Source organism: Mycobacterium sp. NGS11 (assembly GCF_059813315.1).
The window spans coordinates 25,511-41,737 of sequence record NZ_JCALEJ010000020.1 but is presented as its reverse complement, the minus strand read 5'-3'; the positions used below and the strand labels follow the sequence as shown (position 1 = coordinate 41,737).

Here is a 16,227-nt window from a genome sequence, read left to right as displayed (position 1 = left end):
TCGCCCGATGAGAAAGTCCGTCGTCTGATGCTCAATTACGGGACGCAACCAGACATGCTGGGGCCGTTGACCGCCGCCCAGCGGGCTATCTGGGCTGCGCAGCAACTCCGGCCCGAGGTCCCTTACAACTTCGCGGGTTACCTGGCGATCGACCACGACGTCGACGCCGACAAGCTCATGGCAGCTTGCGAATCGGCGGTCGCGCGGTTCGGCACGCCCTGCGCGCGGCTGTCCGTCGATGACGGCGAGCCGGTCTTCATCGTCGACCGTGCTTTTCCGCTGACGCTGTGCTGCGTCGACCTGCGCGCCGAGGCTGACCCGGCCGCCGCCGCGCACAGCTGGATGGAAGACGACTACTGCCGGCCGGTCGACCTGCTTGCCGACCGGCTCATCAACTTCGCGCTGCTGCGGATCGCCGACGATGTGTCGTACTTCTATCTGCGTACGCACCACGTTCTCGTCGACGGCTATGGCGCCAACAACATCATTCGTCACGTCGCGGCCGTCTACTCGGGAGGCCGGCCCCACACCGGCGAAGTCGACTTTTCCGCATTCGCACTGCTCCTAAACGCCGACCGGAAGTATCAGCAGTCTTCGCGCAGTGGTGCCGATGCCGAGTACTGGAAGACCGTCGTGCGGGGGCCGCTGGAAGTCACCGACCTGGCGGGAACGCAGCGGCCCGTGGCGCCACGCCATCCGATGGTGCGCGAGTTGGTGTGCACGCACCGACTCCTGGGAAACGGGCAAGACCAGTTCGACGTCGCGAGGGTCGTGGCGGCAACGGCCGCATTCATCGCGAAAACCACTGGTCGTCAGGACATTTCGCTGTCGCTGCCGGTTTCGGCACGCACCACTGCGGCGCTGAAGAAAAGTGCGGGCATGGTGTCCAACATGGTGCCGCTGGTCATCGGTGTCGATGACGGCGACACCGTCGGCGAACTGACCGATCGGGTCGGCACGGCCGTCATCGGTGCGCTGCGCCATCAACAGTTCCGGGGCTGGCCCGACCTTGTCGCCGACGCGAGCCGTCATGACACGAATGTCGAATTCGGGCAGGTGGTCAACGTCTTCAACTTCGCCGAGCCGATGCCGTTCGGTCCGTCGCTACCCATGTGCAACGTGTTGACCACCCTGCCGATCCAAGACACTGCGATCAACATCTATCCCCCGCTCGGTGGCGGCACGCCCCGCATTCAGTTCGCATGGAACCCAGAACGATACACCGCCGACGAGATCGACAGGCACATCACACGTTTGGAATCACTGTTCGACCGTCTGCTGATGGCGGAAGCGTCGGTGGTGCTGGGGGAGGTGCCGCTGCTGGACCGCGGTGAGCGCGATCTGGTGCTGTCGAGGTGGTCCGGTGCCGGTGTGGGTGCCCCGGTGGGTGCGGCGCCGGAGCTGTTGACCGCTGCGGCGGCAGGCGATCCGGATGCGGTGGCGGTCGTCGATGGTGACCGTGAGTTGTCGTACCGGGAGCTCGACGAGTCCTCGACGCGGTTGGCGCGGGTGCTGATCGATCTCGGTGTGGGCCCCGAGCGCGCGGTGGGTGTGGCGATCGACCGCTGCGCGGAATTGGTGGTCGCCTGGTGGGCCGTGGCCAAGGCCGGTGGCGTGTATGTGCCGGTGGATCAAGCCCAGCCGGTCGAGCGCGTCGCCACGGTGCTCGATGCGGTGGCGGCCATGTGCGTATTGACGTGCGGCAGCGACGATGTGGCCGGCGCCGGGGTGCGGCCGGTGCTCCGCGTGGACGGCCTCGACCTGACCGGGCGAAGCGCGGATCGCATCACCGACGCGGATCGGCTGGCGCCGCTGGACGTGGACAACGCGGCTTATGTGATCTTCACGTCGGGGTCCACCGGCACCCCCAAGGGCGTGGCCGTTGCTCACGCCGGCCTGTTGGGTGTGGCCGCGGCGCAGCGCGCGACGTTCGGTTTGGGTGCGCGCGCGCGGGTGCTGATGGTGGCCTCGCCGATCTTCGACGCGTCGGTGTTCGAGATGCTCTGGGCGGTCGGCGCGCGGGCAACACAGGTGATTGCGCCACGCGACGTCTATGCCGGTGACGCGTTGACCGCGTTGCTGCGGGCCCACCGGGTGACTGCGGCCGTGTTGACGCCGACGGTGCTCTCGTCGTTGGATCCGGCCCGACTGGATGGGCTCGACACGCTGATCACCGCCGGCGAGGCCTGCCCCGCCGAGCTGGCGGCCGCCTGGGCCACGGACCGGCGGATGGTCAACGCCTACGGCCCCACCGAGGCCACCATCTGGGCCACGTGCAGCACGCCGCTGGCCGTGGGCCAACCGGTCCGCATCGGCGCCGCCATCCCCGGAGTGCGCACCCTGGTGCTCGACGCGCAACTGAACCCCGCACCCATCGGGGTGGTCGGCGAGCTCTATCTGAGCGGGCCCGCGCTAGCGCGCGGATACGTGGGCCAACCAGCCTTGAGCGCAGAACGCTTCGTCGCCAACCCCTTTGGCGGCCCCGGCTCGCGGATGTATCGCACCGGCGACCGCGTGTGCTGGGATCCGGACGGGCAATTGCGCTACCTCGGGCGTACCGACGCGCAGGTCAAGATCCGCGGCTATCGCATCGAACCCGGCGAGGTCCAGACCGCCCTGGCGGCCGTGGCCGGGGTCAGGCAGGCGGTCGTGATCGCCCGGGAGGGCGATGGGGGCGACACGCGCCTGGTCGGATACATCACCGGCACGGCCGACCCCGTGGCGATCCGTGGAAAACTCGCCGAGGGGCTCCCAGCCTACCTGGTGCCCGCCGCGGTCGTCGTGATCGACGCGCTGCCCCTAACCGCCAACGGCAAACTGGACACCCGGGCCCTGCCCGCGCCGAAATACACGGCCGGCGCCTACCGGGCCCCCGCCGACGCGGTCGAGGAGATCCTGGCCGGCATCTACGCCCAAGTCCTGGGTGTGGAGCGGGTCGGTGCGGACGACTCGTTCTTCGACCTGGGCGGCGACAGCATCATGTCGCTGCAGGTGGTGGCCCGCGCGCGGACCGCCGGCGTGATGTGCCGTCCGCGTGACGTTTTCGTCGAGCAGACCGTGGCCCGGTTGGCCAGGGTGGCCACGGTGACTGTCGGCGACGACGACGCTCTCGATGACGGCACCGGGCCGGTGACCGCGACCCCGATCATGCGGTGGCTGCGCGACCTCGACGGCCCGGTCGACCAGTTCAACCAGACCATGCTCGTGCAAGCCCCCGCCGGGGCGGGCGAGGCCGACGCGGTGGCGGTCCTGCAGGCGCTGCTGGACCGGCACGCCATGTTACGGCTTCGCGTCGACGACGACGGCGCCGACGGATGGTCGCCGTCGGTGCCCGACTCGGGCTCGGTCGACGCCGCCGGATGCGTGCGTGCGGTGGACGTTTTGTCCGATGCGGCGCTCATCGACGCGCGCTCGCGGATAAACCCCGGCGCCGGGGCCATGATCAGCGCGCTCTGGGTGTCCAGCACCGGTCAGCTGGTATTGATGATTCACCACCTGGCTGTCGACGGGGTCTCGTGGCGAATCCTGTTGGAAGACTTGAATATCGCCTGGGCCCAGCACCGCAGCGGTCAGCCGGTCGTCTTGCCGCCGGGCGGCACATCGTTTGCCCGGTGGTCGGCGCTGCTGAACGAGCACGCGCGCCACCCCGAGGTGGTGGCCCAGGCCGACGCATGGCGGCGGGTATCGGCCACGCCTCCAGTGCTGCCGGCGGCTCACGTTACCGATACCCACGCCGACGCCGGCCACCTGTCGGCCCAGCTGGACGTCGAGACCACCCGCATGCTGCTGGGCGAGGTGCCCGCTGCGTTTCGCGCCGGCGCGCACGACATCTTGCTGATCGCGTTCGGCATGGCGGTCACGCAGCTATCCGGCAACGGCGGGGCACCGATCGGCATCGACGTGGAAGGCCATGGGCGACACGAGCTGAGCGCCACTGTGGACCTGTCGCGCACGGTGGGCTGGTTCACCGCCACCTATCCGGTTGCATTGCATCTTGGCGGCCTGGACTGGGCGCAGGTCGCGGCCGGTGACGCCGCTCTGGGAGCGGCGCTCAAGGGGGCTAAGGAACAGCTGCGCGCCCTGCCCGACGGCCTCACCTACGGGCTGTTGCGCTACCTCAATCCCGATGCGGGCCTGGGTGATTGCGATCCCACGGTGGTGTTCAACTACCTGGGACGACTGGCCGGCACGGCCGAGCTCTCCGACGATGTGTGGCGGCCAAGCCTAGAGAGCTTGTCGGCCACCGCCGTCGCGTCCGCGGTGCCCATGCCGCTGTCCCACACCGTGGCGCTCGACGCCGGCGTCCTGGACGGCGAGGACGGCCCACGGCTGCACGCCAACTGGACCTGGGCGACGTCGGTACTGGATCACGCGGACGCAACGCGCCTGAACGAGTTGTGGTTTGAGGCACTGCGGGGAATCTGCGCGCACGTGCGCCGCGGTGGCGGCGGCCTCACCCCATCGGACGTTGCCCCCGCGCGTCTCACCCAGCAACAGATCGATGCCTTCGAGCGGCACGGCCGCATCGCCGACGTCTTGCCGCTGACCCCGCTGCAGCAGGGGCTGTACTTTCACGCCGCGGCCGCGCAGGCCGGCGGCGTCGTCCTCTACGCCCTCCAACTCGACATCGGCATCGCCGGCCCCCTCGACCCGCAGCGGCTGCGCCAGGCGGTCCACACAACCGTGCGCCGCCACCCCAACCTCGCCGCCCGCTTCTGCACCGAGATCGACCCGCCCGTGCAGATCATCCCCGGTAACCCCACGGTCCCTTGGCATTACGTCGACCTCAGCACCGATCAGCCCGAGCTTGACGACCGCGTCCAACGGTTGGCCGCCGCCGAACGCGCCGCGGTCTGCGAGCTGGCCGACCCGCCCGCCTTCCGGGCGGCGCTGGTTCGCACCGCCCACGACCGGCACCGGTTTGTGCTCACCGCCCACCACGTGGTCCTCGACGGCTCGTCCCTGCCGATCCTGCTGCAGGAAATCTTCGCCGCCTATCACGAACAGCGCCTCCCCGCGCCGGTGCCGTACCGAAAATTTGTGGCCTGGCAGGCCGGCCGAGACCTCGATTCCGCGCACGCGGCGTGGCGAGAAGTGCTGTCCGGCTTCGACACTCCCACGCTGGTCGGGCCCCCGCACCGGCAAAGGCTGGGGCGGCAAGGCCTCCGATCGCGCAGGCTCTCCGAGCAGACCACTCAGGCGCTGCATCAACTGGCTCGGACCCACCGCACGACCATGAACACCGTGCTGCGGGCCGGCTGGGCGCAGTTGTTGATGTCGCTGACCGGGCAGCGCGACGTGGTCTTCGGCGCCGCGGTCTCGGGACGCACGGCCAACGTGGCCGGCATCGAATCGATGGTGGGCCTGCTGATCAACACGGTGCCGGTGCGCGCGAACGTGACCCCGCAGACCACCGTCGCCGACCTGCTGGGCAAGCTGCACAACGACTTTCAGCAGACCCTAGATCACGAACACGTGGCGCTGACCGAAATTCACCGCATCACCGGTCACGACCAGCTGTTCGACACCTTGTTCGTCTTCGAGAACTATCCGCTGGACGCGGCGGCCTCGATGGAGCTCGGTGAGCTGGCCATCACCGACTTCAGCAGTCACGAATCCACCCATTACCCCCTGACCCTGCAAGCCACGCCGGGCCGCGAGCTGGCGCTGGGCATCGAATACGACTCCGATCTTTTCGACGCGGGAACCGTTGCGGCGCTTGTCGATCGGATCGAGCGAGTCCTGCTGGCGATGATCGACGATCCGTCACGGCGGCTGTCATCGGTGGACATGCTCGCGCTGGACGAGCACGAGCGTCTCGACGAGTTCGGCAATCGGGCGGTGCTCGCCCGCGCGGCGGACGGGGGTTCCATTCCGGAACTGTTCGCCGCGCAGGTGATTCGCACACCGGACGCCGTGGCACTGAGCTGCGGCCCAAACTCCTGGACCTACCGCGAGCTCAATCTGGCGTCTAATCGACTGGCGCACCTGTTGATCGGCCACGGCGCGGCCCCCGGGCGGTCTGTGGCGCTGATGTTCGGCCGATCGGCGGAGGCGATCGTCGCGATCTTGGCGGTGCTCAAATCGCGGGCGGCGTATCTGCCGATCGACCCCGCCGTGCCCGACGAGCGCATCGAATTCGTGCTCGGCGACGCCGCGCCCGTCGCGGCGGTGACGACCGCGGAACTGACATCGCGATTCGACGGCCACGCACTGACCGTGATCGACGTCGCCGATCCCCGCATCACCGCACGGCCCGATGCGGGGCTGCCGCTGCCGAGCGGCGCCGACATCGCCCACATCGTCTACACCTCCGGGACCACCGGTGTGCCCAAGGGCGTGGCGACCACGCACCACAACGTGACCCAGCTGCTGGAGTCACTGCACTTGGGGTTGCCGTCGGGACCGGGGCAGGTGTGGTCGCAGTGGTATTCCTACGCGTTCGACGCCTCGGTCGAAGAGATCTGGGGCGCGCTGCTGCACGGCAGCCGCCTGCTGGTGGTGCCCGAAACGGTGGCCGCCGTCCCAGAACACTTTCAGGACTTGCTGGTTCGCGAACGCGTCACCGTACTGCATCAGACTCCGTCCGCGCTCGCGGCGTTGTCGCCGCAGGGCCTGGAGTCCGCGGCCCTGGTGGTCGCCGCCGAGCCGTGCGCGGTCGAGATGGTGGACTGCTGGGCGCCCGGCCGGATCATGACCAATGCGTATGGCCCGACGGAAACCACGTTGTGTGTGACGGTGAGCGTGCCGTTGGCGCCCGGCGCCGGGATGGTACCGATCGGCGTGCCGGTCCCGGGAGCGGCGTTGTTCGTGCTCGACGCGTGGCTGCGCCCGGTGCCGGTCGGCGTGGTCGGTGAGTTGTATGTGGCCGGCCGTGGCGTGGGGGTGGGGTATGTGCACCGGGCGGGGCTGACGGCGTCGCGGTTCGTGGCATGCCCGTTCGGCCAGCCCGGACAGCGGATGTATCGCACCGGGGACCTGGTGTCCTGGGGCGCCGACGGCCAGCTGCGCTACCTGGGCCGCGCCGATGAGCAGGTCAAGATCCGCGGCTACCGCATCGAGCTCGGCGAAATCCGCACCGCGCTGGCCGGTTTGGACGCGGTGGATCAGGCCGTGGTGATCGTCCGCGAAGATCGCCCCGGCGACAAGCGCCTGGTCGGCTATGTCACCGAATCGGGGAGCGGCGCGCTGGATCCCGCCGCAGCGCGGACCGAGCTGGGTGAGCGGCTGCCCGCCTATATGGTGCCGGCTGCGATCGTGGTCGTCGAGGCACTGCCGTTGACGGTCAACGGCAAACTGGACACCCGGGCGCTACCGATGCCGGAATATCGCGACACCGCATACCGCGCCCCGTCCAACGCCGTCGAGGAAATCCTCGCCGGTGTCTACGCGCAAGTCCTGGGACTCGACCGCGTCGGCGTCGACGACTCGTTCTTCGACCTGGGTGGCGACTCCCTGTCCGCGATGCGGCTCATCGCCACCCTCAACAAAACCTTGCACACCGACCTGACCGTGCGCACCCTCTTCAACACCCCCACGGTCGCCCAGCTCGCACCCCAGCTCCGTGAAACCACGGGACAGGACGAGCCCTTGGTCGCCGGCGAGCGGCCCGCCCTGGTTCCACTGTCCTACGCCCAGAGCCGGTTGTGGTTCCTCGGCCAATTGCACGGGCCCTCACCGGTTTACAACATGACGGTGGGGCTGCGGTTACGCGGGCGACTCGATGCCGGGGCGTTGGGCGCCGCGCTGCGCGACGTCGTGGACCGCCACGAATCGTTGCGCACGATCTTCCCCCACATCGAGGGCGTGCCATACCAGGAGGTGGTCGGACCGGAGCGGGCGGAGCTCGGCTGGGAGGTGGTCGATGCCACCGGATGGAGCCAGGCCAGGCTGGCCGGCGCCATCGACGCCGTGGCGCGCCACGCGTTCGACCTGGCGACCGAGACCCCGCTACACGCAAAGCTTTTCCAGCTCGCCGCCGACGAGGAGCACGTACTGGCGGCCGCCGTGCACCACATCGCCGCCGACGGATCGTCGATCACCCCGCTGGTGCGTGACCTGGGGCTGGCCTACGCCGCCCGCTGTGGCGGACAGGCCCCCGACTGGACCCCGCTGACGGTGCAGTACGCCGATTACACGTTATGGCAACGCGTCCGGTTCGGTGATTTCGACGACACCGACGGCCCGATCGCCGACCAGTTGGCCTACTGGGAAAAAGCTTTGGCCGGGATGCCCGAACGTCTGGAGCTGCCCACCGATCGGCCGTATCCCCCAGTCGCCGACTACCGGGGCGCCAATGCGGCCGTGGAGTGGTCCGCCGACGTGCAGCAGCGGGTGCGCGCGCTGGCCCGTGAACACGACGCGACGAACTTCATGGTGATGCAGGCCGCCCTCGCGGTGCTGCTGGGCAAGCTGTGCGCGACCGACGATGTGGCCGTGGGGTTCCCGGTCGCCGGGCGGCCCGATCCCGCGCTGGACGACCTGGTGGGATTCTTCGTCAACAGGTTGGTGTTGCGGGTCGAGCTGGCCGGTGATCCCACCGTCGCCGAGGTGCTGGCTCAGGTTCGCTCCCGCAGCCTCGCCGCCTACGAGCACCAGGATGTGCCCTTCGATGTGTTGGTGGACCGGCTCAATCCGGCCCGCTCGATGGCGCAGGCCCCGCTGGTCCAGGTGTCATTGGCATGGCAGAACCTGCCCGGGCAGCACGACGACCCGGCGGCCGGACTGGCCTTGGGCGATCTGCACATCACCCCAATGCCGCTGGACACTCACACCGCGCGCATGGACCTGACGCTCTCGCTGGCCGAACGGTGGAACCAGGCCGGTGAACCCGCGGGGATTTCCGGGGCGGTGGAATTCCGCACCGATGTGTTCGACGCGAAAACCGTTGAGGCACTGATCGCCCGGCTGGAGCGGGTGGTGGCGGCCATGACGGCGGATCCCACCCGCCGCTTGTCGTCCATCGATGTGCTCGACGAGACCGAATACGCGCGGCTGGACGCGATGGGTAATCGCGCGGTGTTGTCCCAGCCCGTCGTCGGCGTGTCCATACCGGAACTGTTTGCGGCGCAGGTGATTCGAACGCCTGACGCGGTGGCGATCAGCTGTGCGGGCCACTCGATGACCTACCGCGAATTGGAGCAGGCCGCCAATCGGTTGGCGCACCACCTGGCCGGCCAGGGTGCGGGGCCGGGCCAGTCGGTGGCGCTGCTGCTGCCGCGCTCCACCGACGCGATCGTGGCCATCCTGGCCGTCTTGAAGACCGGGGCGGCATACCTGCCCATCGATCCCGCGGTGCCCGATGCCCGGATCGGGTTCCTCCTCGGCGACACCGGCCCGATCGCCGCGCTCACCACCGCCGAGTTTGCCGGCCGGCTCGACGGCTACGACCTGCTCGTCATCGATGTCGACGTGCCGGTCGACGCCCAGCCCGGCTTCGCGCCGGCGGCGCCCAGGGCCGACGACATCGCCCACATCATCTACACCTCCGGAACCACCGGCGTCCCCAAAGGCGTTGCGGTCACGCACCACAACGTCACCCAGTTGATGCAGGGACTGGACGCGGGGATGACCGCACCGGGACCGGCGAAGGTGTCGACGCAGTGGCATTCCTACGCGTTCGACGCGTCGGTCCGCGAGATCTGGGGCGCGTTGCTGCACGGTGGGCGACTGGTGGTGGTGCCCGAAGCGCTGGCGGGATCACCGGACGAGCTGCGCGCCCTGCTGGTCGACGAGCGGGTCGACGTGGTGAGCCAAACTCCGTCCGCCCTGGCCGCCCTGTCGCTGGACGGCCTGGATGCGGCGGCGTTGATCGTGGGCGGCGAGGCCTGCCCGACCGAGTTGGTGGACCGGTGGGCGCCCGGGCGGGTGATGACGAACGCCTACGGCCCCACCGAAACCACCGTGGACGTGACGATCAGCGGCCCGCTCGAGGCGGGGGCCCCGGCGGTGCCCATTGGCGCGCCGGTGGCGGGCGCCGCGCTGTTCGTCCTCGACAAGTGGTTGCGCCCGGTGCCGCCCGGGGTGGTCGGCGAGTTGTATGTGGCCGGACGCGGCGTCGGCGTCGGATACCTGCGCCGGGCGGCGTTGACGGCGTCGCGATTCGTGGCATGCCCGTTCGCGCCCGTACCCGGCGCCCGCATGTACCGCACCGGTGACCTGGTGCGGTGGGGTGCCGACGGGCAGCTGCACTACGTGGGGCGCGCCGACGAGCAGGTCAAGATCCGCGGCTATCGCATCGAGCTCAGCGAAATCCGCACCGCGCTGGCCGGTTTGGACGGGGTGGAGACCGCCGCGGTGATCGTCCGCGAGGACCTCCCCGCCGCCTTACACGTCGTCGGCTACATCACCGGGACCGCGGACCCGGCCGTCGCGCGCGCCGAGCTGGCCGCGCGGTTGCCCGCCTACCTGGTGCCCGCCGCGATCGTGGCGATCGACGCGTTGCCGCTGACCGTCACCGGCAAGCTGGACACCCGCGCCCTGCCCGCACCGGAATACCGCGACGCCGCATACCGCGCCCCGGGCAATGCCATCGAGGAAATCCTGGCCGACACTTACGCCGAAGTTCTCGGCCTGGACCGCGTGGGCGTCGACGACTCCTTCTTCGACCTGGGCGGGGATTCGCTGACCGCGATGCGCCTGATCGCCGCCATCAACAAGACGCTGAACACCCGCCTGGGCGTGCGCGCCCTCTTCGACACACCCGCCATCGCCCAGCTGGCCCCCCGGATCCGTACGGACGGGGGAGGGCTGGAGCCGTTGGTGGCCGGCGAAAGGCCCGCCGTGATCCCGCTGTCCTACGGCCAGAGCCGGTTGTGGTTCCTCGACCAATTGCAGGGCGCTTCACCGGTTTACAACATGGCGGTGGCGTTGCGGTTGAGCGGGCGCCTCGATGCCGACGCGTTGGCTGCCGCGCTGACGGACGTGATGGCCCGCCACGAAGCGCTGCGCACCGTCTTCCCGCACACCGAAGGCGTGCCATACCAGAACGTGGTGGCGACCGAGCGCGCCGACTTCGGTTGGGAGGTCATCGATGCCTCCGCGTGGCCGCCCGCCCGGCTGGAGGACGCCGTCGCCGCCGCCGCCTATCACCCCTTCGCGCTGGCCGCACAGATTCCCTTGTTCGCCAAGCTTTTCCGCCTCGCCGAGGATGAGCACGTGCTGGTCGCCACCGTGCATCACATCGCGGCCGACGGCTGGTCAGTGGCCCCGCTGGTGCGCGACCTGGGAGCGGCCTACGCCAGCCGGCGGGTGGGGCAGGCCCCCGGATGGGCCGCGCTGCCCGTGCAATACGCCGACTACACGCTGTGGCAGCGCGCCCAATTCGGCGATCTCGAGGACAGCGACAGCCCCATCGGCGTCGAACTGGCCTACTGGCAAGAGGCGCTGGCGGGCATGCCCGAGCGGCTGCCACTGCCCACCGACCGGCCCTACCCACCGGTCGCCGACTACCGCGGTGCGAGCGTGGCCGTCGAATGGCCGCCGGAGCTGCAGCAGCGGGTGCGCGCGGTGGCCCGTGCGCACAACGCGACCAGCTTCATGGTCATCCAGGCCGCCCTCGCGGCGCTGCTCTCCAAACTCACCGCGACCAACGATATTTCGGTCGGATTCGCCATCGCGGGGCGCAGCGACGCCGCGCTCGATCAGCTGGTCGGGTTCTTCGTCAACACCCTGATCCTGCGGGTGGACGTCAGCGGAGACGCCACGGTCACCGACCTGTTGGCCCAGGTTCGCGCCCGCAGCCTGGAGGCCCTTGAGCACCAGGATGTGCCCTTCGAATTGCTGGTGGAGCGGCTCAACCCGATTCGGTCCCTGAGCCACCACCCGCTGATCCAGGTGTCGATGACCTGGCAGAACCTGCGTGAGCACGGTAACGACCCCGCCGCGGGCCTGGACCTGGGCGACCTGCAGGTCACCCAGCTGCCGCTCGAAACCCGCACGGCCCGAATGGACCTGACATTTTCGCTCGGCGAACGCTTCACCGAGGATGGCGAGCCCGGGGGTATCGGCGGCGCGGTGGAATTCCGCACCGATGTGTTCGACGCCGAAACCGTTGCGGTCCTCGTCGATCGGCTGGAACGCGTGTTGGCGGCGATGACGACCGACCCGGCCCTGCGCCTGTCGTCGGTGGACGTTCTCGACGCCGCCGAACGCGCGCAATTGGATGTGCTGGGGAATCGGGCGGCGTTGGACGCGCCCACCGCCGGTGTGTCGGTCCCGGAGTTGTTCGCCCGGCAGGTGGCTCGCACCCCGGACGCGGTGGCTCTCAGTTGCGGCGACGTCTCGATGACGTATCGGGAGCTGGACGAGGCCGCCAATCGCTTGGCGCACTTGCTGATCGACCACGGCGCCCGCCGCGGCGAGTGCGTGGCGGTGTTGTTCGAACGCTCGGCGCAGGCGATCGTGGCGATTTTGGGGGTGCTCAAGTCCGGGGCGGCGTACCTGCCGATGGATCCGGCGGTCCCCGACGCCCGTATCGAGTTCATGATCGGCGACGCGCGCCCGGTCGTCGCGGTGACCACCACCGGACTGGTCGATCGGTTCGCCGGGCTCGGGGTGCGGGCGCTCGATATGAATGACCCCGCGATGACGAGCCAACCGTGCACCGCGTTGCCGGCGCCGAGCGGCGAAGATATCGCCCACATTATCTACACCTCGGGCACGACCGGGGTGCCCAAAGGCGTGGCGACCACGCATGCCAACGTGACGCAGTTGCTGGGGTCGCTGCATGTCGGGCTGCCCTCGGGGCCCGGACAGGCGTGGTCGCAATGGTATTCGTATGCCTTCGACGCCTCGGTGGAAGAGATCTTGGGCGCGTTGCTGCACGGCTCGCGGTTGGTGATCGTGCCCGAATCGGTGGCCGCGTTGCCAGAAGACCTGCAGGCCTTGCTGATTGACGAGCGGGTCACCGTCTTGCACCAGACCCCCTCGGCGGTCTCGGCGCTGTCACCCCGGGTGCTGGGGTCCACGGCGCTGGTGGTGGCCGCCGAGGCGTGTTCGGCCGAACTGGTGGATCGGTGGGCGCTCGGCCGGGTGATGACCAATGCCTACGGGCCGACCGAGACCACGATGTGCGTGGCGGTCAGCCCGCCGCTGAGCGCCGGGATGGGGACGCCTCCGATCGGTGCGCCGGTGCCCGGGGCGGCGTTCTTCGTCCTCGACCCGTGGCTGCAGCCGGTGCCGGTGGGCACCGTGGGCGAGTTGTACGTGGCCGGGCGCGGGCTCGGCGCCGGCTATCTGCGCCGGCCGGGTTTGACCGCGTCGCGGTTCGTGGCCTGCCCATTCGGACGGCCCGGACAGCGGATGTATCGCACCGGGGATCTGGTGCGCTGGCGCCCCGACGGGCAGTTGCAGTACCTGGGCCGCATCGACGAGCAGGTCAAGATCCGCGGGTACCGCATCGAGCTCGGCGAAATCCAGGCGGCGCTAAGCGGTTTGGACGAGGTGAATCAGTCCGTCGTGATCGTGCGCGAGGACCGCCCCGGCGACAAGCGGCTGGTGGGCTATGCCACCGAGTCGTCCCCGGGGGCACTGGATGTGACGACCGCGCGGGCGCGTCTGCGAGAAGGGTTGCCGCCCTACATGGTTCCCGCCGCCCTGGTGGTGATCGAGGCGCTGCCGCTGACGGTCAACGGCAAGCTGAACACCCGCGCGCTGCCGGCACCGGCCTACCGCGACGCCGACTACCGCGCCCCGGGCAACGAACTCGAACACCTTCTCGCCGACACCTACGCCGAGGTCCTGGGCCTGGACCGTGTCGGGATCGACGACTCCTTCTTCGACCTCGGCGGCGACTCCCTGTCCGCGATGCGGCTGGTCGCCACCCTCAACAAGGCCCTGCACACCCACCTGAACGTGCGCACCCTGTTCAACGCCCCCACCGTCGCCGCCCTGAGCCAACAGGTGGACAAACACACCGACGACCCGCGTTTCGTCGCCGTGCACGGCGCGCAGGCCGCCGAGGTGCATGCCCGTGACTTGACGCTGGACAAGTTCATCGACGCCGCGACGCTGGCCGGGGCATCGTCGTTGCCGGGACCCGGTACCGAGATACGGACCGTGTTGCTCACCGGGGCAACAGGGTTCCTCGGGCGGTACCTGGTGCTGCAGTGGCTCGAGCGGCTGGAACTGGCCGAGGGAAAGCTGATCTGCCTGGTGCGCGCCGGCTCCGACGAGGAGGCGCGCCGCCGGCTGGAGAAGACCTTCGACAGCGGGGATCCGCGGCTGCTGCGGTATTTCCACGAGCTGGCCGGCGACCATCTGGAGGTCATCGCGGGCGACAAGGGCGAGGTGAACCTGGGCCTCGACGAGCTGACCTGGCGCCGGCTGGCCGAATCCGTCGATCTGATCGTTGATCCCGCGGCCGTCGTCAATGGCGCGCTGCCCTACAGCGAGTTGTTCGGACCCAACGTGGCGGGCACCGCCGAGCTGATCCGATTGGCCCTCACCACCAAACTCAAGCCCTTCACCTACGTGTCGACGGCCAACGTCGGCGATCAGATCGCGCTGCCGGCGTTCACCGAGGGTGCCGACATCCGGATCATCAGCCCCAGCCGACGCAATGACGGCAGCCGCGCCAACGGCTACGGCAACAGCAAGTGGGCCGGGGAGGTGTTGCTGCGGGAGGCCAACGACCTGTGCGGACTGCCGGTCGCGGTGTTCCGTAGCGGAATGATCCTGGCCGGCACCACGTATGCTGGCCAGCTCAACCTGTCGGACCTGGTCACCCGGATGGTGCTCAGCGTGGTCGCCACCGGCGTCGCCCCGCGCTCGTTCTATCAGCTTGACGCCCAAGGCAATCGGCAGCGGGCGCACTACGACGGGCTGCCCGTGGAATTCGTCGCCGAGGCGATCGCCACGCTGGGCGCCCGGCTCGGCCGGGAATCGCAGAGCGGGTTTGAGACCTATCACGTGATGAATCAGCACGACGACGGCATCGGCCTCGACGAATACGTCGACTGGTTGATCGAGGCCGGCTATCGGATCGAGCGCACCGACGACTTCGGAGACTGGCTGAACCGGTTCGAGGCCGGGCTGCGCGCACTGCCGGATCGGGTGCGCGAGCATTCCATCCTGGCGGTGTTGATGTCGACGAATGCGCTTCACTTGCAGCCCGCGGACCCGGCCTGGAATTCCGTCGTCTCGACCGATCGGTTCCGCGCCGCGGTCCGAGACGCGAAAGTCGGCCCCGACCAAAACAATCCGGACATTCCGCATGTCACGCCAGGCGTCATCGTCCAGTACGCCATCGGGTTGGAACTGCTCGGTTTGCTATAGCGCCCAGGACCCGTCAGCAGCTCCGACGTTGCGGCGACGCCTGACGTGACTCCTTTTTTTAGGTCGCGCCCCGCGCCAGCGCGATACAACAATTGGTGACAAATCATTCCGGCGGGCCCCTCCAGAACACCCACACGCATAGCTGCGTTGTGCGCCACCACTGGCCTGCAGGGTGTTTGAGGATGTCGAGGACGCCGTTGAACGTGCGGGTCGGTTAGCCGGCCTTGGCTGAAACCTATCCGACCAGCTGCGGCCACGTCTCGACGGTCCCAGAGGATGACAGTTCGGGCAGCACGGCGACTGCGTGTGCAAGTGGTGGAGCAATGAGTTAGGTGTGGGTCGGGTTGATAGATGGCCCCGCTTGTCAGATGGCCGCACTGGTCTGTACCCTCTAGGGGTATGGGGTACATGTCGGGGCGGGTCAAAGCTCAAGACGTGGCACCCCGCTGTCTGTCGACGCCTGACAAGGCGATCGCGGACACGCGGAGGCAAGCCGTTTTAACGCCGCGACGGGTGCGAGTCCTTGCTATGGCGGTCGGCGTTGCGGCGGTCGCGCTGTGGGTGCTCGTTACTGGGGGGCACTCGGATTTGCGTTCCGCGTCTGCTGCATCTCACCGGGCGCACGCCTTGGTCACGTCGCTGGGCTCTGAGTTCAGCGTTAGCGCCGGTCATGGGCACCTTGTCAGCAGTGACTCCTCGGGTGCACATCCCGAGGCGTTTGCGGCCGCGGTGTTGCCCAATTCGCCGGCGACCGCCGTGGTGGGGCTGGGTGTCGTGGTGGCGGTGGCCGCCGCTGTGGGTTTGTGCTGGGAGCGGGTAATGCTGGCCGGGCGTGGCCCGCCGGTTGCGCCCGCGACTGCCCTGACGGGTCAAGATCTGTTGACCCGGTTGTGTCTTTCTCGTCGCTGATTGGTCAGCGTCAGGCCGTGGTGCTCTGAGCACCGCCGGCCG

General features: G+C 69.0%; 2 protein-coding genes. Both read left to right on the top strand.

The window, feature by feature from the left end; all coding sequences use genetic code 11:
- Positions 1-27 precede the first annotated feature (27 nt).
- A complete protein-coding gene (locus AC5Y4T_RS19505; protein ID WP_499954938.1) occupies positions 28-15,276 on the top strand; it encodes an amino acid adenylation domain-containing protein in 15,249 nt (5,082 codons plus the stop codon).
- Between the two features lie 528 nt (positions 15,277-15,804).
- Complete coding sequence (gene lpqS / locus AC5Y4T_RS19500; protein WP_080688339.1) at positions 15,805-16,185, top strand: putative copper homeostasis (lipo)protein LpqS; 381 nt, start codon at positions 15,805-15,807, stop codon at positions 16,183-16,185.
- Positions 16,186-16,227 lie beyond the last annotated feature (42 nt).

Bases quoted from the DNA above. Each gene is read 5' to 3' on its own strand.
- AC5Y4T_RS19505 (WP_499954938.1), top strand. From the start codon at position 28: ATGCTCAATTACGGGACGCAACCAGACATGCTGGGGCCGTTGACCGCC.
- lpqS (WP_080688339.1), top strand. From the start codon at position 15,805: ATGGCGGTCGGCGTTGCGGCGGTCGCGCTGTGGGTGCTCGTTACTGGG.